At 63.4% G+C, this 23323-nt stretch carries 19 protein-coding genes, 1 other RNA gene and 1 pseudogene; 17 read left to right on the plus strand and 4 right to left on the minus strand.

Features of this window, described 5'->3' with window-relative positions:
- Positions 1 to 71 precede the first annotated feature (71 nt).
- Entirely contained in the window at positions 72 to 209 is a 138-nt protein-coding gene (locus tag RB548_RS19790; RefSeq protein WP_136509286.1) for a DUF1127 domain-containing protein, read from the plus strand.
- 352 nt (positions 210 to 561) lie between these two features.
- On the opposite strand, the pseudogene RB548_RS19795 reads toward RB548_RS19790, so the two are convergent.
- The 3 genes and pseudogenes from RB548_RS19795 to RB548_RS19805 all read right to left on the minus strand — a co-directional run bounded on the left by RB548_RS19795 (position 562) and on the right by RB548_RS19805 (position 2699).
- Positions 562 to 1270, minus strand: a pseudogene (locus RB548_RS19795) (helix-turn-helix transcriptional regulator).
- 41 nt (positions 1271 to 1311) lie between these two features.
- A complete protein-coding gene (gene nudC, locus RB548_RS19800) occupies positions 1312 to 2292 on the minus strand; it encodes an NAD(+) diphosphatase (RefSeq protein ID WP_331372898.1) in 981 nt (326 codons plus the stop codon).
- A gap of 2 nt (positions 2293 to 2294) precedes the next feature.
- Positions 2295 to 2699: an HIT family protein gene (locus RB548_RS19805; RefSeq protein ID WP_331372899.1), complete on the minus strand. Its 405-nt coding sequence runs from the start codon at positions 2697 to 2699 to the stop codon at positions 2295 to 2297.
- Positions 2700 to 2920: 221 nt separating this feature from the next.
- Here RB548_RS19805 and ffs point away from each other — a divergent pair.
- From ffs to RB548_RS19830, 5 genes are all read left to right on the plus strand, one after another.
- Positions 2921 to 3018, plus strand: an RNA gene (ffs, locus tag RB548_RS19810) — signal recognition particle sRNA small type.
- A 55-nt stretch (positions 3019 to 3073) separates the two neighbouring features.
- Positions 3074 to 4939, plus strand: coding sequence for a DNA polymerase III subunit gamma/tau (locus RB548_RS19815; protein ID WP_331372900.1), 1866 nt, complete (start codon positions 3074 to 3076; stop codon positions 4937 to 4939).
- Between the two features lie 49 nt (positions 4940 to 4988).
- Positions 4989 to 5312, plus strand: a complete 324-nt coding sequence (locus RB548_RS19820; RefSeq protein WP_136509280.1) for a YbaB/EbfC family nucleoid-associated protein — start codon at positions 4989 to 4991, stop codon at positions 5310 to 5312.
- 104 nt (positions 5313 to 5416) lie between these two features.
- Positions 5417 to 6022, plus strand: coding sequence for a recombination mediator RecR (gene recR, locus RB548_RS19825; RefSeq protein ID WP_331372901.1), 606 nt, complete (start codon positions 5417 to 5419; stop codon positions 6020 to 6022).
- A gap of 40 nt (positions 6023 to 6062) precedes the next feature.
- Positions 6063 to 7301, plus strand: coding sequence for a lytic murein transglycosylase (locus tag RB548_RS19830; protein ID WP_331372902.1), 1239 nt, complete (start codon positions 6063 to 6065; stop codon positions 7299 to 7301).
- 212 nt (positions 7302 to 7513) lie between these two features.
- On the opposite strand, the gene RB548_RS19835 is transcribed toward RB548_RS19830, so the two are convergent.
- Positions 7514 to 9130: an MFS transporter gene (locus RB548_RS19835; RefSeq protein ID WP_331372903.1), complete on the minus strand. Its 1617-nt coding sequence runs from the start codon at positions 9128 to 9130 to the stop codon at positions 7514 to 7516.
- A gap of 273 nt (positions 9131 to 9403) precedes the next feature.
- Here RB548_RS19835 and rimP point away from each other — a divergent pair, with 273 nt between their 5' ends.
- From rimP to RB548_RS19890, 11 genes are all read left to right on the plus strand, one after another.
- Entirely contained in the window at positions 9404 to 10021 is a 618-nt protein-coding gene (gene rimP / locus RB548_RS19840; protein WP_331372904.1) for a ribosome maturation factor RimP, read from the plus strand.
- Between the two features lie 46 nt (positions 10022 to 10067).
- Positions 10068 to 11678 (plus strand): transcription termination factor NusA, encoded by a 1611-nt coding sequence (gene nusA / locus RB548_RS19845; protein ID WP_331372905.1) that lies wholly within the window; start codon positions 10068 to 10070, stop codon positions 11676 to 11678.
- 5 nt (positions 11679 to 11683) lie between these two features.
- A complete protein-coding gene (locus RB548_RS19850; RefSeq protein WP_331372906.1) occupies positions 11684 to 12376 on the plus strand; it encodes an RNA-binding protein in 693 nt (230 codons plus the stop codon).
- 105 nt (positions 12377 to 12481) lie between these two features.
- The gene (gene infB, locus RB548_RS19855; protein ID WP_331372907.1) at positions 12482 to 15160 is read left to right on the plus strand and encodes a translation initiation factor IF-2; all 2679 of its coding nucleotides are present in this window, start codon (positions 12482 to 12484) and stop codon (positions 15158 to 15160) included.
- A 181-nt stretch (positions 15161 to 15341) separates the two neighbouring features.
- The gene (rbfA, locus tag RB548_RS19860) at positions 15342 to 15749 is read left to right on the plus strand and encodes a 30S ribosome-binding factor RbfA (RefSeq protein ID WP_331372908.1); all 408 of its coding nucleotides are present in this window, start codon (positions 15342 to 15344) and stop codon (positions 15747 to 15749) included.
- A gap of 9 nt (positions 15750 to 15758) precedes the next feature.
- Complete coding sequence (gene truB / locus RB548_RS19865) at positions 15759 to 16694, plus strand: tRNA pseudouridine(55) synthase TruB (RefSeq protein WP_331372909.1); 936 nt, start codon at positions 15759 to 15761, stop codon at positions 16692 to 16694.
- Between the two features lie 248 nt (positions 16695 to 16942).
- Entirely contained in the window at positions 16943 to 18682 is a 1740-nt protein-coding gene (locus tag RB548_RS19870) for a sensor histidine kinase (protein WP_331372910.1), read from the plus strand.
- Positions 18683 to 18952: 270 nt separating this feature from the next.
- The gene (gene rpsO, locus RB548_RS19875) at positions 18953 to 19222 is read left to right on the plus strand and encodes a 30S ribosomal protein S15 (RefSeq protein ID WP_097537666.1); all 270 of its coding nucleotides are present in this window, start codon (positions 18953 to 18955) and stop codon (positions 19220 to 19222) included.
- Positions 19223 to 19675: 453 nt separating this feature from the next.
- A complete protein-coding gene (gene pnp / locus RB548_RS19880) occupies positions 19676 to 21829 on the plus strand; it encodes a polyribonucleotide nucleotidyltransferase (RefSeq protein ID WP_331372911.1) in 2154 nt (717 codons plus the stop codon).
- Positions 21830 to 21912: 83 nt separating this feature from the next.
- Positions 21913 to 22929: a class I SAM-dependent methyltransferase gene (locus RB548_RS19885; protein WP_331372912.1), complete on the plus strand. Its 1017-nt coding sequence runs from the start codon at positions 21913 to 21915 to the stop codon at positions 22927 to 22929.
- 150 nt (positions 22930 to 23079) lie between these two features.
- Entirely contained in the window at positions 23080 to 23316 is a 237-nt protein-coding gene (locus RB548_RS19890) for a hypothetical protein (protein ID WP_331372913.1), read from the plus strand.
- Positions 23317 to 23323 lie beyond the last annotated feature (7 nt).

Raw genomic sequence — 23323 nt, forward strand, 5'->3', positions numbered from 1 at the left:
GCAATCATGGAACTACTTAAATCTTAGGCAAATGCCTACTTGACACTCGTGAAAGATATGGAGTGTCAAAGATGAAGATCCGTCAGAAGATCATGGAATACGCAAAACTGCGCCGCGCCGTCCGCGAGCTGAACGCTCTCGACGATCACGTGCTGAGCGACATTGGTATTTCCCGTTCTCAGATCCAGGCCGCCGTTTACGGCCGCTAATATAGAGGTCGCGCCCAAAACATGGGCGGCGCTACTGCATAATTCCTCAATCGGAACCGATTGAGGACAAAATCATGCAGCGATTCAAAAGTGCTACAGCGACCCTTGCGCGTCTCAAAAAGACGCGCGGTGCTGTAGAGTCTTCCACACCCCGCCGATGTCTCGCGCGGGGTGTGAGTGTTTTTATATCCCAAAAACCGCTATCCAATCAGGTGGTTAGAGGCCGCAAGCGACGGCGTCCCTTGCGCGTCTTTTCGGTCGCACAAAGGACGCCTGTCGCGCTTTGAATGCCGCATGTTTTTGTCCTTGAATCGGTTACGATTCAAGGAAACATGCAGGAGCGTCCGTTCTTTCAGCCGCTCTTCGCACCTTCCTCACGCACGCCCCCGTCCTGCGCTGCGCGCCAGTCCTTGAGCAGGGCTTGGCGACGGCGCGGATAGCGCGCGTCTTGCACGGTCGCTTCGGCGATGCGATCCGTGCGGAAATGGCGAAAAGTCCTGCCGCAGCTCACACCAGGCGACCAGCACGCGCACCTGCTCGAAGAAGCCGAGCGCAAAAGGCCAGACGGTGCGGCGGCTGTCGCGCCCTTCGTTGTCCATATAGCGCATATCGAGCTTTCGCTCGCTGCGGATCGCCTTGCGCAGCAGGCCGAGATCGATGGCCTCGGCGATCGGTTGGCGCGGCCCGACGAGAAGGGGCGAGGCGTCGAGACTTTCGCTGAGATCGGGCGGCAGGACGGAAGCGATCTTGGCAAGCGCGTCGGCCGCCGCGATTGCGAGGCGGTGGTCGCCACGTTTCGCCACCCAGCGCGAGCCGAGCACCAGCGCTTCGACTTCTTCCTCCGAGAACATCATCGGCGGCAGCATGAAACCGGGCTTCAGAACATAGCCGAGGCCTGGTTCCCCCTCGATATGGGCGCCTTGGGCCTGCAGGCTGGCGATGTCCCGGTAGAGCGTTCTGAGGCTGACGCCGGTCTCGTCCGCCAGCCGTCGGCCGCTCACCGGCTGCCGGCGGCGTCTCAGCACCTGCAAGAGCTCGAGCAAGCGCTCCGATCGGGACATGGCTTCTTTCTCTCCGCCTCTCTGCGCGGATAACCGGCCGATCAGCTCCGCTCGGGCCAGGCCAGCCAGTCGCGCATCAACTGGTGGGCAATCGCCCCCTTCGGCGGCGGAATGTGTTCGTCTCCGGTGTCGGCGATGCCGGTCGTACGTTCCAGCATCGCTTCGGTCTCCCCGCGCGTGAACCAGCGCACGTCCTCGAGCTCCTGTTCGTCGCGTTTGATGACGGTCGATTTGGCTTCGGCGTAGCAGCCGATCATCAGAGTATGCGGCAGCGGCCAGGGCTGGGAGGCATGATAGCGGACCCGGCCGATGCGGATGCCCGATTCCTCCTGCGTTTCCCGGCGCACGGCGTTTTCGATCGTCTCGCCCGGTTCGACGAAGCCGGCGAGACAGGAATACATGCCCGGCGCGAAATGCGGGCTGCGGCCGAGCAGGCAGAGATCGCGCTCGAGATCGATTGTCAGCATGATGACGACAGGGTCGGTGCGGGGAAACACCATGTGGTTGCAGGCCGTGCACACGCGCCGGTAACCGCCCGCCGCGCCGTCCATCGGCCCGCCACAGCGGCCGCAGAACCGGTTGTTGGCGTTCCAGACGATAAGGCTGGAGCCTTGCGCAAACTGGCCGAGCAATTCTTCCGGCAGCATCTGCTGGCGGTAGAGCGTTCGCGCGTCGGCGACCTTGAAGGGCTCGGGCAGCGTTTCTTCCGTGAGTCCCGACGGAACGGCAAGGCGCGGTTCGCCATTTGGCAGATAACCGAGCAGGATCGCCTCGTCGAGCGTCGGTTCGAGACCTTCGAGCTCATAGGGTGCGAAGAGCGGGTCGATGATCTTCTCGTCGTGTTTGACGATCAGCTTCGCGCCGGAAAAGGCGAGGAAATGCGCGCCCGGATGCCTCGACGCCACCTCGACGCAATCGTCGGGACGATGCTCGGATTGGCGGTCCAGGTGATTTTCCGCAAAGGCGACGAGCGTGCTCGGCTCCGGATGCGGGCTTCGAAGGTCAAAGATCGATTTCGTCATCTTCAGAGATTTTCCAGAATACGTGCTACGAATACCTGATGTTCGTCCTCCGGCCACGGCTCGGCCTTGCCGAAGCCCCACACCGGTCCCGGCCAGTTCGGATCGCCTTCCCGGCGGGCTATGATATGCACATGAAGCTGGCGGACGATATTGCCGAGCGCGCCGATATTGATCTTGTCGGCGGCTGTGACCTTTTTCAGGGCGGTTGCCACCATGTTTGTTTCGAAGGCCAGCATCGTCTGGTCGAGTGGCGTCAGCTCGAAAATCTCGGAAACGCCCGGACGTTGGGGAATGAGGATCAGCCACGGCCAACGGCGGTCGTTCATCAGCCGCAACTGGCACAGCCCGATCGAGGCGATCGGGATGCCATCGCGCTGAAGTCGCTCGTCAAGAGGGAAGGTCGTCAACAAAATCTCCTCGGCAGGAACGGGATGAGGAAAAGTGTGTTCGGTTTTCCGCCCGCATCCCGCTCTAACCCTTTAGAATCGATCACGTTTATTTTTTTGGGTCGATTCGGCCCAAAAATCACCGTGATCCAGCGCGCGGATTCGCCTTGTTTTGCATACCGATACCAGTTTTTTGACGCCTTGGCTTGCATTTGCTTCAGATATTGCCGATATGGAAGCCGGGAGGTTGGTGGTGGACGAGCCACTCGCCAACCGGGTCAGGTCCGGAAGGAAGCAGCCCTAACGAGCCCCGGCACGGGTCATCGTGCCAGCCTCCCACCTTATCTTCGTATCTCCGTCCTGTCGGGACAAGAGTTCGAGCAGCGGCAGGGTCGATGAGCGACGAAACGTCCATTTCATTCGAACAGAAGCCAGCCGCCTACCGTGTTCTGGCACGTAAATATCGGCCCAAGGACTTCTCCGATCTTATGGTTGGGCAGGAGCCGATGGTGCGCACGCTCACCAACGCCTTCGAGACCGGCCGCATCGCGCAGGCCTACATGCTGACGGGCGTCCGCGGCGTCGGCAAGACGACGACCGCCCGCATCCTGGCGCGCGCGCTCAATTACCGGACCGCCGAGATCGACAAGCCGACGATCGACCTGCGTGTGCGGGGCGAGCATTGCCAGGCCATCATGGACGGCCGCCATGTCGACGTGATCGAGATGGACGCCGCATCGCACACCGGCATCGACGACATCCGCGAGATCATCGAGCAGGTGCGTTATCGCCCGGTTTCAGCCCGCTACAAGGTCTATATCATCGACGAAGTGCACATGCTCTCGACGCAGGCCTTCAACGGCCTGTTGAAGACGCTCGAGGAGCCGCCGGAGCATGTGAAGTTCATCTTCGCGACGACCGAAATCCGTAAGGTTCCGATTACCGTCCTGTCGCGCTGCCAGCGTTTCGACCTGCGCCGCATCGGTGCGTCGGACCTTGTCGGTCTCTTCTCCACCATTCTCGCCAAGGAGGGCGTGCCGTTCGATCCCGAGGCGCTGGCGATGGTCGCGCGCGCCGCAGAGGGTTCGGCGCGCGACGGCCTGTCGCTGCTCGACCAGGCGATCGCCCACGGCGGTGGCTCGGTCGAGCTTGAAACCGTGCGCTCGATGCTCGGACTTGCCGACCGTGCCCGCATCGTCGATCTCTTCGAGCATATCGTCAAAGGCGACGTGACGGCGGCACTTCAGGAGTTCGCCGCGCAATACGAGGCGGGCGCCAATCCGACGGTGGTGCTGACCGACCTTGCCGACTTCACCCATCTCGTCACCCGGATGAAATATGTTCCCGACGCGGCGAACGACCAGTCACTGAGCGAGATCGAGCGCGTGCGCGGCGCCGAATTTGCCGGCAATGTCGCGGTGACCGCGCTTTCGCGTATCTGGCAGATGCTCTTGAAGGGCATCCCCGAGGCGGAAAGCTCGTCGCGGCCCGCGGGTGCCGCGGAAATGGTGCTGATCAGGCTCGCCCATGCCGCTCATCTGCCGTCGCCGGAAGACGCTGCGCGACGGCTGTTGGAGCTTGCCGACGGCGAGGGGGCCGCTGGTCGTCCGGCGCCGCGCAGCAATGGCGGCGGAAATCAGGCTCATGCCGGCCAGTCCACGCAGGCGCGTTCCATCGAAGCAGCGCCCGTACAGCGCCCCTCGAACAACGGCGCAACCATGCTGCGGGCCGTGCCGGATGCCGCGCCTCAGCCGATCGGCGTCGGCCGCATCGAGGAACGGCCCGCAGTGGCCCCGGCTGCGAAGCCGGAGCCGAAGGTTCCGGTCAACTCGATCAGCGATATCGTCGATCTTTGCGGAAAGAACAGGGACATCAAGCTGAAGACGCTTGTGCGCGGCTTCGTGAGACTCGTGCATATCGAGCCCGGTCGCCTCGACGTCAACGTGCCCGACGACGCACCGAAGACGCTGCTCGGCGAGCTCGCCGTCAAGCTCAAGGAGTGGACCGGCATTCACTGGGTCGTCAGCTACAGCCGCGAACCGGGCGAACCGACGCTTGTCGAGGCAGAGCAGCGCGCACAGGAGCAGCGGGTCAACGACGCCCGCCAGGATCCGGACGTCGCGGCAATCCTCGCGCGCTTTCCGGGCGCCAGGATCACCGACGTGCGCATCCGCGCGGCGGAGCAGGAAACCGAAGCCGTCGCTCCGGCAGCGGCCGAATCGGAAGACGGCGATATCGTTCCCGGCGACGATATCGAATAGTCCAGCTAGCAAGCTTCTTGGAAGAGATTACGAAAGACAGGAGACGACGATGCGCGACATCATGGGCATGATGGGCAAGGTCAAGGAAATGCAGGCTAAGATGGAGAAGCTGCAGGCGGAGATCGCCGCGCTCGAAGTCGACGGCACCTCCGGCGGCGGCCTCGTCACTGTCCGTCTCGACGGCAAGGGCCACATGAAGAGCCTCAAGATCGATCCCTCGCTCTTCAAGGAAGACGATGTCGAAATCCTCGAAGACCTGATCGTTGCCGCCCACAAGGACGCCAAGGACAAGGCGGAAGCCGTGCAGGCGGAAAAGACCCGCGAACTGACCGCCGGCCTGCCGATCCCGCCCGGCATGAAGCTGCCGTTCTGACGGAGTGGCATCGGTGCTGCCAGTTCCTTGCGTCGCCGGTGCGCCGTGCGCTGATCGGCGTCAAAGCGATTCCGTTTGCCGATGAATTGAGCTAAAAGCCCGGCATGGCAAAGCGAGTCACCGGCCCCGAAATCGAAAAACTCATCCAGCTCCTGGCGAAGGTGCCGGGCCTCGGCCCCCGTTCCGCCCGCCGGGCGGCGCTGCACCTTGTCAAGAAGAAGGAGCAACTGCTCGGTCCGCTCGCGGATGCAATGGGCGAGGCGCACCGCAAGGTCCGCATCTGCTCTTGCTGCGGCAACGTCGACACGATCGATCCCTGCACGGTGTGCACCGACGAACGGCGCGACCAGTCCGTGATCATCGTCGTCGAGGATGTCGCCGACCTTTGGGCGCTGGAGCGCGCCGGCGCCATGAACGCCGCCTATCATGTGCTCGGCGGTACACTATCACCGCTCGATGGCATTGGGCCCGACGACCTCAACATCAAAGGCCTTGTCGATCGCGTCGCCAAGGGCGGCGTCCGCGAGCTGATCATCGCGGTCAATGCGACGGTGGAGGGGCAGACGACGGCGCATTACATCACCGACCAGCTCGAAGGCATGGAAGTGAAAATCACCCGTCTCGCCCACGGCGTTCCCGTCGGCGGCGAACTCGATTACCTTGACGAAGGCACACTGACGGCCGCCTTGCGGGCGCGTACGACAATCTGATGCTGCGCGCTTTGCGCGGCACCTCATTTCAGGAAGCCAGATGCTGAGACTCCTCTCTGCCTTGATCCTTTCGCTCACCTCCTTTGCCGGTCTTTCCTTCGCGGCTTCGAAAGCCAACGTGGAAAACCAGTTTCGCCAGTGGCTGCAGAACGACCTGTGGCCCGAGGCGCAGAAATCCGGCATCTCCGCGGCGTCCTTCAAGGCGGCATTTGCCGATGTGAAGCTCAATTGGGATCTGCCCGACCTTGCGCCTCCCGGTTTTCCGAAGGCGAAGGAGCGCAAGCAGAGCCAGGCGGAATTTTCATCGCCCGGCTCGTATTTTTCCGAGAAGCGCCTGCAAGGATTGGCGGCGACCGGCCGGAGCCTCGCCTCCGCCCACGCCTCGACCTTGAAGCGCATCGAAAGAACGTATGGCGTTCCCGGGCCGATCGTCCTCGCCATCTGGGGCCGGGAATCGGGCTTCGGCCGGGCGAAGATCCCGCACCCGATCATGGACGTTCTGGCGACCAAGGCCTTCATGTCGACGCGGCCGGAGCTTTTCCGGCGCGAACTGATCGCCGCGCTCCACATTCTCGACAGCGGCGATGTCCGCGAGGCGGAGATGCGCGGTTCCTGGGCCGGTGCCATGGGCCAGCCCCAGTTCCTGCCGTCGAGTTTCCTGAAATACGCCGTGGATTTCGACGGCGACGGCCGCCGCGACATCTGGAATTCGGTGCCGGACAGTCTGGCTTCGATCGCCAACTATCTCTCTGAGAAAGGCTGGCAAGCCGGCCGTGACTGGGGTTTTGAAGTCTTGATCCCAGAAGGTGTTTCCTGCGCCCAGGAAGGCCCGGATCTTGCCCGTCCGATCGCCGATTGGGCCGGCATGGGGATCGGGCGCATCTCCGGCAAGACCTTTCCGTCGGCGGAGCGCGCAGCGGCCGGCATGATGCTGGTGCCGGCAGGCACCCATGGACCGCAGTTCATCGTCACGCCGAATTTCTACGTGATCAAGGAATACAACAATTCCGATCTCTACGCGCTGTTCATCGGCAACCTCGCCGATCGCATCGCGTCGGGCGGCGGCGCCTTCCGGGGCGAGTGGGGCGATGTCGGAAACATGCTGCGTTCCGACGTGCTGGCGATGCAGAAGGCGCTCGTCTCCAAGGGCTACGACGTCGGCAAGGTCGATGGCCTCCCGGGCTACAAGACGCGCCGGTCGCTCGGCGACTGGCAGGCGAAGAACGGCCTCTCCGCCACCTGCTTCCCGGCCGCCTCGCTGAAATCGCAGCTGCGTTGATTTCCGCGTTGCGGGGGGCTGCCCCTCAACCGCCTGCCGGCACCTCCCCGCAGGCGGGGCGAAGGGACAAGCGGCGACGCTTCGGAACCGCTCCGATGGAAAGGGGGCCGCAGCGTCCTCCAGTCCCCTCGCCCCGCATGCGGGGAGAGGGTTAGGGTGAGGGGCAAACTCGCATCTCGCTAGGATGAGGCGCGACCGAGTCGGCCCGTCCCTCAATGCATCTCGGCGGGCTGCTTGTAGCGTTCGTAGTGCTCCGGAACGATGGTCTGCCGCTCGATCATCCGGTGTACGCGCGGCGGCACCGCGCCGCGATGGAGCGCCGTCAGCTTGTCGCCGACCGCCGCATCGGCCTGCGTGCGCCGCTGGTTGTGACGGACATACTCCACCCAAGTCGGCACGTGATAGCTCTCAGTCCAGGTTGTCGGGTTTTCGAGGTCGCGCATCAGCGCCCAGTGTCCCGCGCCGTCGCGAATGCGGATGCGGCGCCGTTCCGCCATGGTCGTCAGGAACTCGGGGATGTCGGGTTCGTGGATCTCGTAGTCGATCATGACGACAATCGGACCGCTGCGCGGCTTGAGATCGAGCTCGAGCGGCGGCTCGTTGAAGCGGTTGAGCGGGTCGAGGTTCAGCGACTTGAATTCCGGTAGTCCGAAACGCAAGCCGACGCCCGCTCCCGCGAGCATGAGCAGACAGGAGCCGATGAGTGCGTTGGCGGCGCCGTATTGTTCGGCGGCGACGCCCCATAGCCAGCTGCCGCCTGCAATCCCGCCGAAGGTCATGGTCTGGTAGAGGGAAAGTGCCCGCCCGACAACCCAGCGTGGAGTGGAGAGCTGAACCGTGGTGTTGAACAGCGCCAGCGCCAGCACCCAGCAGGCGCCGGAGACGGTGAGGGCGAGGCATGTCAGCCACGCCTCGGCGCTCACCGCCGTAACCGCCGCGCTCGTGGCAAAGCCGGCGAAAGCGCAGCGCACGATCGCCTCGCTCGACAGGCGTTCCCGGAGCCGGGCGCTCAGCAGCGCGCCGCCGATCGCGCCGAGCCCGAAGGCGCCAAGCATGATGCCGTAGGTGAGCGGGCCGCCGCGGACGAGATCGCGGGCGACGAGCGGCAGCAGGGCAAGGATGGCGCTTGCCGAGAGGCCGAAGACGAAACCGCGCAACAGCACCTTGCCGATGTTCGGCGACATCACGACATAACGAAGGCCGGCCGAAACCGCCCGCCCGAGCGTTTCGCGCGGCAAGGGGCTTTCCGCGACATCCCGCTTCCAGCGGAAGAGAGCGAAGAGGATCGCGAAATAGCTGAGCGTATTGACTGCGAAGGCCGCGGCGGCGCCAGCGGCAGCGACGATCGCGCCGCCGATCGCGGGGCCGACGCTGCGCGTCATGTTGAACCCCATGCTGTTCAGCGCCACCGCCGCCGGCAGGTCATCGCGCGGCACCATGTCGCCGACCGATGCCTGCCATGACGGGTTGTTGAGCGCCGTCCCGCAGCCGATCAGGAAGGTAAAGAGCAGGAGGAGCCACGGCGTGACCAGGCCGAAATAGGCGCAGACCGTCAATATCGCCGAGACGGTCAGCATGAACAGCTGAGCGATGAGCATGATGCGGCGCCGGTCGAAGTTGTCGGCGAGCGCACCCGACACCAGCGAGAAAAGCATGATCGGCAGCGCGGTGGAAGCCTGCACCAGCGCCACCATGTTCACCGACTGCGAGATGGAGGTCATCAGCCAGGCGGCGCCCACTGCCTGGATCAGTCCGCCGAAATTGGAGGCAAGGCTGGCGATCCAGATGATCCGGAACGTATCGTGTTTGAAGGGGGCCAGGGGCGACATGCGGCTCGTCACCTCGTATTCTCTTTCGTTTGACCAATGCGAAGCGGATACTTCCTTATAAACTTCGAAATGTGGCGCGCCAGCCGCTGAAAGTGACGGTCGGACACGAAAGCGCTCCGCTCCAAGTCGCTGCCTCTCGGGTCGCGGCCGCGAGCCTTGCAATTTGCGGCGATGAAGCGTATATGAGCCTCAAATTCTTGATCGGTTAGATGAAGAGTGGGCCCGTCAGGACCCGCTCTTTTTTATTAGCCGGTCCGATGAGGAGACGATCGTTTGTCCGATAAGACAACGGCTGAAAACGCAAATGAACCGCGGCTGGTCACCGAAACCGGTCTCGATCAGCGCATTGCCGACATCATCGAGCCCGTGCTCGTGCAGATGGGCTTCCGCCTCGTGCGGGTGCGCATGTCCGGCCAGAACGGCCTGACGCTGCAGATCATGACGGAGCGCAACGACGGAACCATGACCGTCGAGGATTGCGAAGAGGTTTCCAAGGCCATTTCGCCTGTGCTCGATGTGGAAGATCCGATCGACAAGGCGTATCATCTCGAAGTGTCGTCGCCGGGCATCGACCGCCCGATGGTGCGCAAGTCCGATTTCTTCCGCTGGCAGGGCCATCTGATGAAATGCGAGACTTCGGTGATGGTCGAAGGTCGCAAGCGGTTTCGCGGCAAGATCGTGTCGGTGGACGAAGATGGCTTCCGTCTCGAGCGGGACCAGCCCGCCTACGGCGAGGAAGCGGTTGTCGCGATCCCGTTCTCGGCACTTTCGGATGCCCGGTTGATCCTGACCGACGACCTGATCCGCGACGCGTTGACGGCCGACAAGAAGGCGAAGGCCGCGCGCGCGGCCAACCAGAATTTCGAAGACGAAGATTCACCTATCGAATAAGGCAGGGCGTGCTTCAAAGCCCCCTGCAACCAGACGGAGACAAGATATGGCAGTCAGTGCTAACCGGCTCGAACTTCTGCAGATCGCAGATGCTGTGGCACGCGAAAAGGTGATCGACCGCGAGATCGTTCTGGCCGCGATGGCGGATGCGATCCAGAAGGCGGCTCGCTCGCGTTATGGCTCGGAATCGAACATTCGCGCGGACATCAATTCGAAGACCGGCGAAATCCGTCTGCAGCGCCTTCTGGAAGTGGTCGAGAAGGCAGACGATTATTCGACGCAGATCCCGCTGGAGCTTGCGCGCGATCGCAACCCCGACGCCAAGATCGGCGATTTCATTGCAGATCCGCTGCCGCCGATGGATTTCGGCCGTATCGCCGCGCAGTCGGCCAAGCAGGTGATCGTGCAGAAGGTCCGCGAAGCCGAGCGTGACCGCCAGTACGAGGAGTTCAAGGACCGCGTCGGCGAGATCGTCAACGGCACGGTGAAGCGCGTCGAATACGGCAACGTCATCGTCGACCTTGGCCGTGGCGAGGGCATCATCCGCCGCGACGAGATGATCCCGCGCGAAAACATGCGCTACGGCGACCGCGTCCGCGCCTTCGTCTACGATGTTCGCCGTGAACAGCGCGGGCCGCAGATCTTCCTGTCGCGCACGCATCCGCAGTTCATGGTCAAGCTTTTCACCATGGAAGTGCCGGAAATCTACGACGGCATCATTCAGATCAAGTCGGTTGCCCGCGATCCGGGCTCGCGCGCCAAGATCGCCGTCGTCTCCAACGACTCGTCGATCGATCCGGTCGGTGCCTGCGTCGGTATGCGCGGCTCCCGCGTTCAGGCCGTCGTCGGCGAGCTTCAGGGCGAAAAGATCGACATCATTCCGTGGTCGCAGGATCCGGCCTCGTTCATCGTCAACGCCCTGCAGCCGGCCGAAGTCGCCAAGGTCGTTCTCGACGAGGATGCCGAGCGTATCGAAGTGGTGGTCCCGGACGAGCAGCTTTCGCTGGCCATCGGCCGCCGCGGTCAGAACGTCCGCCTGGCCTCTCAGCTGACCGGCTGGGATATCGATATCCTGACCGAGCAGGAGGAAAGCGAGCGCCGTCAGAAGGAATTCAACGAGCGGACCCAGCTCTTCATGGAAGCGTTGGACGTCGACGAGATGGTCGGCCAGGTGCTTGCCTCCGAAGGCTTTGCCCAAGTCGAGGAACTCGCCTATGTCGATCTCGACGAAATCTCGTCGATCGACGGATTCGACGAGGAGACCGCGACCGAGATCCAGACCCGTGCCCGCGAGTACCTCGACAAGATCGAGGCCGAGATGGACGCCAAGCGCAAGGAACTCGGCGTCGCCGATGAACTGCGCACGATCAATGGGCTGACCAGCCAGATGCTGGTTGCGCTCGGCGAAGAGGGCATCAAGACCGTCGAGGACTTTGCCGGTTGCGCCGCCGACGATCTCGTCGGCTGGACCGAGCGCAAGGACGGCGAGACCAAGCGCTTCGAGGGCATCTTCTCGAAGTTCGAGGTGACCCGTGAAGAGGCCGAGGCGATGATCGTCCAGGCGCGTCTGGCCGCCGGCTGGATCACCGAAGAAGATCTGGCAAGCGAGACGGAAGAACCGATCGAGGTCGCCGAAGGTGCCGAGCAGGACGCCTGATCACGATGGTAACGGAAACCGATGCTGACACCCTGCCTTCGGACAAGGGTCCGAAGGACCGGAGCGACAGTACGCGGACCTGCATCGTCAGCCGCGAGACCGGTTCGCCGGACGAGTTGATCCGCTTCGTTGCGGCTCCCGACGGACGCGTCGTGCCGGACCTGAAGCGACAGCTTCCCGGGCGCGGATGCTGGATCAAGGCGGAGCGGGCGCTTGTCGAGAAGGCGGCGACGAAGAAGCTCTTCGCCCGTGCCCTCAAGGCCGACGTCCGGGCCGACGCGGCGCTGGCGGACGATGTCGACAGGCTGCTTGTCGAGCAGCTTGCGGGGATGATGAACATGGCGCGCAAGGCCGGCCAGTTTGTCTCCGGCGCGACGAAGACGGAACAGGCGGTGCGTGGTCTTGCGGCGCTCGCCGTCTTCCACGCCGTCGATGCGGCCGCCGACGGTGTCCGCAAGATCGATCAGGCTCGCAAGGCGATGAGTTTCGTCGCCGAGGATGAAAAGGAGATAGCCGCATTCCGCCCCTTCACGGCGGCGGAAATGGACGGGCTTTTGGGAAGTAATGCTTTTATCCATGCCGCAGCGCTTGCAGGGCAGGCGGGTGAGGGTGTAGTGAAGCGCGCAATCATGCTCGAAAAGTACCGAGGATCCGTCCCGGTCCGGGCCGAAGGCGGCGCTGGCAAGCCACAGCAATGATACGCGTCACCGGCAAAGGCCGGCATCGCGAGCATTGTTTGAGACAATTTGGAAGACAGGGTCAGGTGTTTCGCATCCGGCCCTGATCGCTAGGAACGGAACGGAATGACCGACAACAAAGACGACAAGACACTCAGCGTAGCGGGCAAGAAGACGCTGACCCTGAAACCCTCCGGGGTTCAGCAGGGGACAGTGCGTCAGGACATGGGCCGCGGCCGCACCAAGGCGGTTGTGGTTGAAACCAAGAAGCGGCGCCATTCCCGTCCTGAAGACGAGCGGCCGATCACGCCCATGAACACGTCGCCGGCAGCGCGTGCGCCGGAGCAGCGCCCCATGCCGCCGCAGCCGTCCGGCCGCCCCGCGCCGCAGCCGCAACCGCATCAGCCACGCCAGGAGCAGAACCGTTCGCGCGTCGGCGTGGTTCTCAACGATCTGTCCGCTGGTGAGATGGAAGCCCGCCGTCGCGCCCTGGCGGAAGCCCAGATCCGCGAGGCCGAGGAAGCCAAGCGCCGCGTCGAAGAGGAAGCCCGCCGTCGGCGCGAGGAAGAAGAGCGTGCCGTACGCGAACGGGAAGAGGCCGCGCGCCGTGCCGCCGAAGAGGCAGCACGTCCGGCGGTCGTCGCCGAAAAGGTCGAGGAAGAGCGTCCGGCCGCGGCTGCGCCTGCCGTCACCGCGGAACGCCGCCCCGACACACGGCCGCAATCGCCGCGTCCGGCTCCCGCTCCCGCTCCCGCTGCCCCGCAGGCGCCGGGTGCCGCAGCCTTGCGCGGCCGCCGCGCCGGCGAAGATGAAGAGGACGATCGCGGTTCGCGCGGTGCCGGTCCCGCCCGGGGCAAGGTCACGCGTCCGGAACCCGCGAAGCCCGTTACGCGCCCGAAGGGCGATGACGGCCGTCGCCAGGGCAAGCTGACATTGACGGCCGCCGTCGACGAGGATGGCGGTCAGCGCGGACGCTCGCTCTCGGCGATGCGTCGCCGGCAGGAAAAGTTCAAGCGCAGCCAGATGCAGGAGACTCGCGAGAAGATTTCGCGCGAAGTCGTTCTGCCGGAGACCATCACGATTCAGGAGCTGTCGCAGCGCATGTCCGAACGCGCCGTCGACGTCATCAAGTTCCTGATGAAGGAAGGTCAGATGATGAAGCCGGGAGACCTGATCGACGCCGATCTCGCCGAACTCATCGCCGGCGAATTCGGCCACACGGTCAAGCGCGTCTCGGAGTCGGATGTCGAAGAGGGCATCTTCAACATCGCCGACACCGAAGAGAACATGGAGCCGCGTCCGCCGATCGTCACGATCATGGGTCACGTCGACCACGGCAAGACGTCGCTGCTCGATGCGATCCGCCACGCCAATGTGGTTGCCGGCGAAGCCGGTGGCATCACCCAGCATATCGGTGCCTATCAGGTCGAGCAGAACGGCCAGAAGATCACCTTCATCGACACCCCCGGCCACGCCGCATTCACGGCGATGCGTGCCCGTGGCGCCCAGGCGACGGATATTGCCGTCCTCGTCGTGGCGGCCGATGACAGCGTGATGCCGCAGACGATCGAGTCGATCAACCACGCCAAGGCGGCCAACGTGCCGATCATCGTGGCGATCAACAAGGTCGACAAGCCGACGGCGAACCCGCAGAAGGTTCGCACCGAGCTGCTGCAGCACGAAGTCTTCGTCGAATCGATGGGCGGTGAAGTTCTCGACGTCGAGGTTTCGGCGAAGAACCATACCAACCTCGACAAGCTGCTCGAGGCGATCCTGCTGCAGGCCGAAATCCTCGACCTCAAGGCCAATTCGAACCGGACGGCCGAAGGTACGGTGGTGGAAGCCGAGCTCGATCGCGGCCGCGGTGCGGTTGCGACCGTTCTCGTCCAGAAGGGTACGCTCACGCCCGGACAGATCATCGTCGCCGGCGACCAGTGGGGTCGCGTGCGCGCGCTTGTCAATGACAAGGGCGAGCATGTGAAGTCCGCAGGCCCGTCGACGCCGGTCGAAGTTCTCGGCCTCTCCGGTACGCCGGCGGCCGGCGACAAATTCGCCGTCGTCGAGAACGAAAGCCGTGCGCGTGAGATTTCCGAATATCGCCAGCGGCTTGCACGCGAAAAGGCGGTTGCGCGCCAGTCCGGCTCGCGCGGTTCGCTCGAGCAGATGATGAGCCAGCTCCATGCTTCCGGCATGAAGGAGTTCCCGCTGGTCATCAAGGGCGACGTGCAAGGCTCGATCGAAGCGATCGCCGGCGCTCTCGAAAAGCTCGGAACCGACGAGGTTCGGGCGCGCGTCGTGCATTCCGGCGCGGGTGGCATCACCGAATCGGATATCTCGCTCGCCGAGGCCTCGAACGCCGCGATCATCGGCTTCAACGTCCGTGCCAACAAGCAGGCGCGCGATGCCGCCGAGCGTGCCGGCATCGAAATCCGCTACTACAACATCATCTACGACCTGGTGGATGACGTGAAGGCGGCGATGTCCGGTCTGCTGTCGCCCGAGCGGCGCGAGACCTTCCTCGGCAATGCCGAGATCCTGGAGGTGTTCAACATCACCAAGGTCGGCAAGGTCGCGGGTTGCCGCGTCACCGAGGGCAAGGTGGAGCGTGGCGTCGGTGTCCGTCTCGTGCGCGACAACGTCGTCATCCACGAGGGCAAGCTCAAGACGCTCAAGCGCTTCAAGGACGAAGTTTCGGAAGTTCAGGCCGGCCAGGAATGCGGCATGGCCTTCGAGAACTACGAGGACATCCGCGCCGGCGATACGATCGAGTGCTTCCGCGTCGAACACGTTACGCGCACACTCTGATATCCGTCCGGTTGGAGATCGTGCGGGCGCCGGCTCCTGTTCGGCGCTCGCACTTTTTGATGCGGGATGGGAAAAGCGTGGGCGGTTCTCCGCCCGCATCCCGCGTTTCATTTGAAATCGATCCCGTCCGTGATTCTGAGCGGATTCAATCCAGATCACGACGTGATCGGAGGTAAGCACGATGACCAGATCCACATCCTCCGCTCCTTCCCAGCGCATGCTGCGCGTCGGAGAACAGGTGCGCGCCGCGATCACGCAGGTTCTGCAGCGTGGCGAGGTGCGCGATCCATTGATCGAAAAGATGGTGATTTCCATTTCGGAGGTACGCATGTCGCCGGATCTGAAGATCGCCACCGCCTATGTGACGCCGCTCGGCGTGGCGGATCACGCGGCGGTTATCGAGGCGCTGAATAAGCATGCAAAATTCATCCGCGGGCGGCTCGGGCCGCAGCTCCGGCAGATGAAGTACATGCCCGACGTCCGTTTCAGGGACGATACGAGCTTCGACAACTATAAGAAGATCGACGCCCTGTTGCGCTCGCCGGAGGTCAGCCGCGACCTCGATTCCGATTCCGACGACGAAGAATAAGAAAGACCCATGTCCAAACCGCGCAAACCGAAGGGTCGCCCGATCTCGGGCTGGCTTATCCTCGACAAGCCGCTCGACTTTGGTTCCACCGAGGCCGTTTCCAAGATCAAGTGGCTGTTCAAGGCGCAGAAGGCGGGACATGCCGGCACGCTCGACCCGCTGGCCTCCGGCATGCTGCCGATCGCGCTCGGTGACGCGACGAAAACCGTCCCCTACGTGATGGATGGGCGGAAGATCTACGAGTTCACCGCCGCCTGGGGCGAGGAGCGGACGACCGACGATCTCGAGGGCGAAGTCGTCCGCGCGTCCGTGGAACGGCCGACGGAAGAGGCTATCCGCACCCTGCTGCCGAAATATACCGGTGTGATCAGCCAGGTGCCGCCGCAATTCTCGGCGATCAAGATCGACGGCGAACGCGCCTACGATCTCGCGCGCGACGGGGAGGCGGTGGAAATTCCGGCCCGCGACGTGGAGGTCTTCCGGCTCTCCTTGATCGGATGCACGCCGCATCTCGCGCATTTCGAGATCGAATGCGGCAAGGGAACCTATGTTCGCTCGCTTGCCCGCGACATGGGCCGCGATCTCGGCTGCTTCGGGCATATCGCCTCGCTGCGCCGCACTTTCGTGGCGCCCTTCGGCGAGGATGACATGGTACCGCTTTCCGACCTCGTCGCGCTTGAGAAGATCGAGGACGATGTCGAGCGGCTCGCCGCGTTGGATGACTTCCTGATCGAAACGGGCGAGGCTCTTTCCGGCCTGCCGCACATCGCCGTCAACGATGATCAGGCCCATCGCCTCAAGATGGGCAATCCAATCATCCTGCGTGGCCGCGAGGCACCATTGCCCGCCCCCGAGGCCTATGCGACGGCGCGCGGCAAGCTCGTGGCGATCGGCGAGATCGCCGAAGGCGAATTCCGGCCGAAGCGGGTGTTCGCCACGTCTTGACCCGGCGGCGCTGCAGGCGGTTTGCGTTTGGCGAAACGCTGACGCATGATCGCGTGTGACGATTCGATCTATTCGGCGCAAGCTGCGGATATGGCCGTTCGCGGCAGTCGGGGCCAATCCGAGATCGCGATTTTGCCACGCGCACCAACCCGTGGCGGTTGTGCGGCCGACGCGCAAGGAGCGCACGGGACCTCGTTTGAGCGTTGGCCACCGGCGGCGCGGCGACAGACGGGGAAAGGCGGGCCCGGGTGACTGGAGTGTCGGAGAAGGACCACGGAGAAGCTTCGCGCGGCGGCTTGCAGGCTGCTGCAGCCTTCGTTCGGGACCGTCTCCGCCGGCCGTTCAGCTTCTACCTGATTTCGCTGCTGCTGGTCGCGATCATCCCTTCCTTCATCTTTTCATTCGTCATCCTGAAACGCAGCCTGGATGCACAGGAGCAGGTCGTGACTTCGCTTCTGAAGGCCTCGACCGGCTCCGTGGCGCGCATCGTCGAGCGCGAGGTCGAGGGCATGCTGACGACCCTCAAGGTTCTTTCGACTTCGAACGCGATGGAACTGCGCGACATGCGCGCATTTTACAACCGCGCCTCCGTCGCCCTGGCCGACACCGATTCCAGTCTCGTTGTCATAGACAGGAGCCACAATCAGAGACTGAACACCCGGCTTCCCTTCGGTGCGCCGCTTGGACCGGCGTCCGATCCCGAATCGATCGAGCTTGCCTTCAAGAGCAAGGGTCCGCTCGTCTCCGGCGTGTTTTTCGACAACACCGACGGAAGATGGGCCTTCAATGTCTACCTCCCGGTTCGGCTGCCAACCGGGGAGAGCTATCTGCTGGCCCTGACGCAAGACGCTGGCGGGATGGCGAAGGCCGTCAATCGCGACACGCTGTCGCCCGGCTGGAATGCGGCACTGGTGGATGGCAGCGGCAAGGTCATCGTTTCTTCCGATGCGGTGGTCAAACCGGGCGATGCCTTCTTCCTCGAGAAGCTGCCGGCGATCAGTATCGGCGTCGCCAACATCAGCGAAAGCGGCGCGGACTACCGCGTCGCGACGGAGTTCTCCGTGGTGACCGGCTGGCGCATCGTCGCCTGGGCGCCGCGCGCGGTCGTCGATGCGCCGATAATGTGGTCGTTCCTCTGGCTGTCGCTTGGCGGCATCATCTTCGCAAGCCTCGCCGTGGCAGGTTCCCTGACCATCGCCCGCCTGCTCTCGCAGGGGGTGAAACTGCTTGCCATGGATGCGCGCCGTCTCGGTGCCGGCGAGCCGATCAAGCCGCGTCGGTACATGATCACCGAGGTCGAGGATGTATCGAGCGCGTTTACCCAGGCGGCCGCGGCTCGCACCAAGGCCGAAGGGGAAATCCGTTTTCTGATGAGAGAGGTCGCGCATCGCTCAAAGAACCAGCTCACAGTCATCCAGTCTATGCTGAACCAGTCCGCTACTTCCACCGGGAGCGCGTCGGAATTCGCTGAGGCCTTTCGAAAGCGGATCGCCGGGCTTGCCCGGTCTACGGACCTGATGGTCGCCAATGCCGCTCTCGGTGTCGATTTCCGTGAACTGGCGCAGGACCAGTTGCAACCCTTCGCTCCCGATGACCCGCAGCGCATCGTCCTCAACGGTCCGCACATACGCTTGGAAACACAGGTGGCGCAGATGCTTGGCATGGCACTGCATGAGCTTGCGACCAATGCGACCAAACACGGCGCACTCGCCAACGCGACCGGTGTCATCAGGCTCGACTGGTCGGTATCCGACGGAATGATCGCCATTCGCTGGCGCGAAGAGGGAGCGGATATCGCCGCGCCGCCCGAACAAGCTTCGGGGCGGGCAGCGGGGCGAACGGGCTTCGGAACGGTCGTGCTCGAGCGCATGCTCGGCATGGCGCTCGGGGCCGAACTCGAAAGGGCGATGCACCCGGACGGCATCGAATGGACCATCCGAATTCCGCGCGGCGGCAGAAGCGACGTGCCGGCCGAAACCGGAAGTTGATCGCGCAAGACGCGGGCGCCGATGCTTTTCAAAGGCTTGCCGGGCAGCGCCCTCGACGCCTGGAAACCAGGGGAGGCGCCTTCAGCCAACCGGCAATTGAGGCGTGGCGCGTCGCCTCCGGACGCCGGGTTCCATGACCCTTTCCTTTTCGATCCATTTCGTTTATAGGCACGCCAGCGAAAGGCACTGCCTCTTCGTTTGAACGGCCGCGGCTGGACGACATCCCGGCTGCCGGCGACCCCGAAATCCTCGAAACGAAAGGATCATCCGATGTCGATTACTGCAGAGCGCAAAGCTCAGCTCATCAAGGAATTCGCGACCGCTGAAGGCGACACCGGCTCTCCGGAAGTCCAGGTTGCGCTCCTGACGGAACGGATCAACAACCTGACCGAACACTTCAAGGGCCACAAGAAGGACAACCATTCCCGCCGTGGTCTTCTCGCGATGGTTTCCAGCCGCCGTTCGCTCCTCGACTATCTGAAGAAGAAAGACGAAGCGCGCTACAGCAAGCTGATCGGTGCCTTGGGCATCCGTCGCTAACCGACTTTGTCCGGCGGGTCGCTTGCGGCCCGCCGGCTTTTTATCGGGCGCTCGACCGCCTGCTGCATGATTCCTTAAATCGGGGCCGATTGAAGGATAAACATGCAGAAATTCAAAGTGCTGCTGCGACCTTTGTATGTCTGAAGAGACGCACGGCGCTGCAGAAATTGTCTCTCCACTGGCGCCTGAGGCGCGGGGATTGGAGAGAACGTCCAGCGGACCGGATGGGCCGGTATCGCGGATCAACCGATGGCCCGTCATGGGGCAGGATTGCAGGATGCTTCGGCCCTGCTTGCCGGATGCTGCCACGCAAGCAGCGCGGCAAAGCGGTAACGAGCCGGTTCTTTTTGAAGCCTCCCGTTGTCTTGCCCGTGATGCGCCACCACCAAGCGGCATTCAGACCATCCGCGCTGCAACAGCCGCGGATGGTCTCCCGCACACGAAGGACAGAACATGTTCGAGACCCACAAGGTAGAAATCGAATGGGCAGGGCGTCCGCTCAAGCTCGAGACCGGCAAGATCGCGCGTCAGGCTGACGGTGCTGTTCTCGCCACCTACGGCGAAACGGTGGTGCTCGCCACCGTCGTTTCGGCCAAGGCACCGAAGCCGGGCCAGGACTTCTTCCCGCTCACCGTCAACTACCAGGAAAAGACCTACGCTGCCGGCAAGATCCCCGGCGGTTATTTCAAGCGTGAAGGCCGCCCGAGCGAAAACGAGACGCTCGTTTCCCGCCTGATCGACCGTCCGATCCGCCCGCTCTTCCCGGAAGGCTACAAGAACGACACCCAGGTGATCGTCACGGTCATGCAGCATGACCTGGAAAACAATCCGGACGTTCTCTCGATGGTTGCGGCGTCGGCCGCGCTCACCCTTTCGGGCATCCCCTTCATGGGCCCGATCGGCGGCGCCCGCGTCGGCTACATCAACGGCCAGTATGTGCTCAACCCGCACCTCGACGAGATGGACGAATCCTCGCTTGATCTCGTCGTCGCCGGCACCCAGGAAGCCGTGCTGATGGTCGAGTCGGAAGCCAAGGAACTGCCGGAAGACATCATGCTCGGCGCTGTCGTCTTCGGCCAGAAGGGCTTCCAGCCGGTGATCGACGCGATCATCAAGCTCGCCGAGGTCGCAGCCAAGGAGCCGCGCGAGTTCGAACCGGAAGATCATTCCGCGCTCGAAAACGCCATGCTTTCGATTGCCGAAGACGAACTGCGCAATGCCTACAAGATCACCGAGAAGGCTGCCCGCTACGCCGCCGTCGACGCCGTCAAGGCCAAGGTGAAGGAACATTTCCTGCCTGAAGGCATCGAGAATCCCGCACATACGGCGGAAGAGATCGCTGCCGTCTTCAAGCATCTGCAGGCCAAGATTGTTCGCTGGAACATCCTCGACACCCAGAGCCGCATTGACGGCCGCGACCTCGTCACGGTCCGCCCGATCGTCGCCGAGGTCGGCCTCCTGCCGCGCACCCACGGTTCCTCGCTCTTCACCCGCGGCGAGACGCAGGCGATCGTCGTTGCCACGCTCGGCACCGGCGAAGATGAGCAGTATGTCGATTCCTTGACCGGCATGTACAAGGAAAACTTCATGCTGCACTACAACTTCCCGCCCTTCTCGGTCGGTGAAACGGGCCGCATGGGTTCTCCGGGTCGTCGTGAAATCGGTCACGGCAAGCTCGCCTGGCGCGCCATCCACCCGATGCTGCCGACGGCGGAGCAATTCCCCTACACGCTGCGCGTCGTTTCCGAAATCACCGAGTCCAACGGCTCCTCCTCGATGGCCACCGTCTGCGGCACGTCGCTGGCGCTGATGGACGCAGGCGTCCCGCTTGCAAAGCCCGTCGCCGGTATCGCCATGGGCCTCATCAAGGAAGGCGACCGCTTCGCCGTTCTCTCCGACATTCTCGGTGACGAAGATCATCTCGGCGACATGGACTTCAAGGTTGCGGGCACGGAAGCCGGCATCACCTCGCTGCAGATGGACATCAAGATCGAGGGCATCACCGAAGAGATCATGGGTGTTGCACTCAACCAGGCCAAGGGCGGCCGCATGCACATTCTCGGCGAAATGGCCAAGGCCATCTCCGAGAGCCGCGGCCAGCTCGGCGAATTCGCACCGCGCATCGAAGTGATGAACATCCCGGTCGACAAGATCCGCGAAGTCATCGGTTCGGGCGGCAAGGTCATCCGCGAGATCGTCGAAAAGACCGGCGCCAAGATCAACATCGAAGACGACGGTACGGTCAAGATTGCATCCTCCTCCGCCAAGGAGATCGAAGCGGCCCGCAAGTGGATCCATTCGATCGTTGCCGAGCCGGAAGTCGGCCAGATCTACGAAGGCACGGTCGTCAAGACCGCCGATTTCGGCGCCTTCGTCAACTTCTTCGGCGCCCGCGACGGCCTCGTCCACATCTCGCAACTCGCGTCCGAACGCGTCGCCAAGACGACCGATGTCGTCAAGGAAGGCGACAAGGTCTGGGTCAAGCTGATGGGCTTCGACGAGCGCGGCAAGGTTCGCCTCTCCATGAAGGTCGTCGATCAGGCAACCGGCAAGGAGATCGTCGCCGAGAAGGCCGAGAAGAAGGACGGCGGCGAAGCGGCCGAATAAGCTAGCCCCGCAGAACGCATTCGGGGGTGCGGAGCGGATCGCTCCGCGCCCCCTTTCTTTAAGCAAAGAACGGATTCGACCCAATGAGCCGCGACGCACTGAAAACCCTGTTCCACCCTTTCGAGACCGGCGTCATCGACCCTCCGGGAGAGGACGAACGCGTGCTCTTTCTCGGGGCGGAGGCGGGCTACAGGCGGCCGCAGGACTTTTCCGCCTCCATTGCCGCCGTGCAGCCTCTAAGGTCGCTCTATCGCGTGCTGGAAGCGGCACGCGCCGACGTCACGCCGGTTGCCGAGGGCGAAGGCTACGACGCCGCGCTGGTGCTCTGCGGCAAGCACAAGGGCGAAAACGAGGATCGGATCGCCGAGGCGCTCAAGCGCACCCGCGCCGGCGCACTGGTCGTGATTGCAGGCGGCAAGGAGGACGGGATCCAGCCGCTGCGCAAGAAGATCGGCAAATTCGGCTGGGACGGGGACTCGCTGCCGAAATACCATGGCGTGGCCTTCTGGTTCACCCGGCCCGAAGATGTGTCGCAGGCTGTGTCCGCGCTCGCCAAGGTGGCGGTGCGTGTCGATGGCCTGTTCGAGGCGTCACCGGGCATGTTCTCCCATGATCGGGTGGATGCCGGTTCGGAGCTTCTTGCCTCCCGCCTGCCGAAAGATTTTGCCGGCCATGCGGCCGATTTCGGTGCCGGCTGGGGCTATCTCTCTGTGATGCTCGCCCATGCCTCGCCGGGGCTGAAGGGCATCGATCTCTTCGAGGCGGACTATGAGGCGCTGGAGGCCGCGCGCGTCAACATGATGGCGAACGCGCCCTCGACACCTGCCCGCTTCTATTGGCACGATCTGACCAGCGAGGAGACCCGCGACAAATACGACCTGATCGTCATGAATCCGCCCTTTCACGAAGGGCATGCCGCAGAGCCGTCGCTTGGTGCCGCGATCATCAAATCCGCCGCCAAGGCTTTGAAGCATGGCGGTAGGCTGATGCTGGTCGCCAATCGCGGCCTGCCCTACGAGCAGGTTCTCGCGGAAGCCTTCAAGGAGAGCGGCGAGACCTGCCGCAACGCGCGCTTCAAGGTGCTTTGGGCGAAACGCTAGAGCATCCCGCGAACACAGGCTCCGGAAGGCGCCGTTGCTTGCTCGCAACGGCCGTTTCCTGTTGCCAGCACGGACGATCAGGCACACCATGGTCGTGGTGGCTATGGCGACACGACAACGCGGTGCGTCTTTGCAGGAGAGGAGCAGGCTATGGGATTTGGACCAGCTCGACCCCCTATGATGGAAGATGTCGAAGAGGTGATTGCCCGCGACATCAAGAGTGCCGAAGGGCATGGCGAGACGTCGGAAGTTCCCCTGCCGTTCCTCCGCAGCCTCTATCGTGTACCGCTTGTGCCGGGAAAGCTGCGGCACATGCGTGGCGCCATTGTTGGCCTCGCGCTGCTGGCCATTCTGTTCGGATTGATTTGGGCCTGGACGGCGGCCTGATCCGGGT

The organism is Sinorhizobium chiapasense (genome assembly GCF_036488675.1).
In the GTDB taxonomy this organism is placed as follows: Bacteria; Pseudomonadota; Alphaproteobacteria; order Rhizobiales; family Rhizobiaceae; genus Sinorhizobium; species Sinorhizobium chiapasense.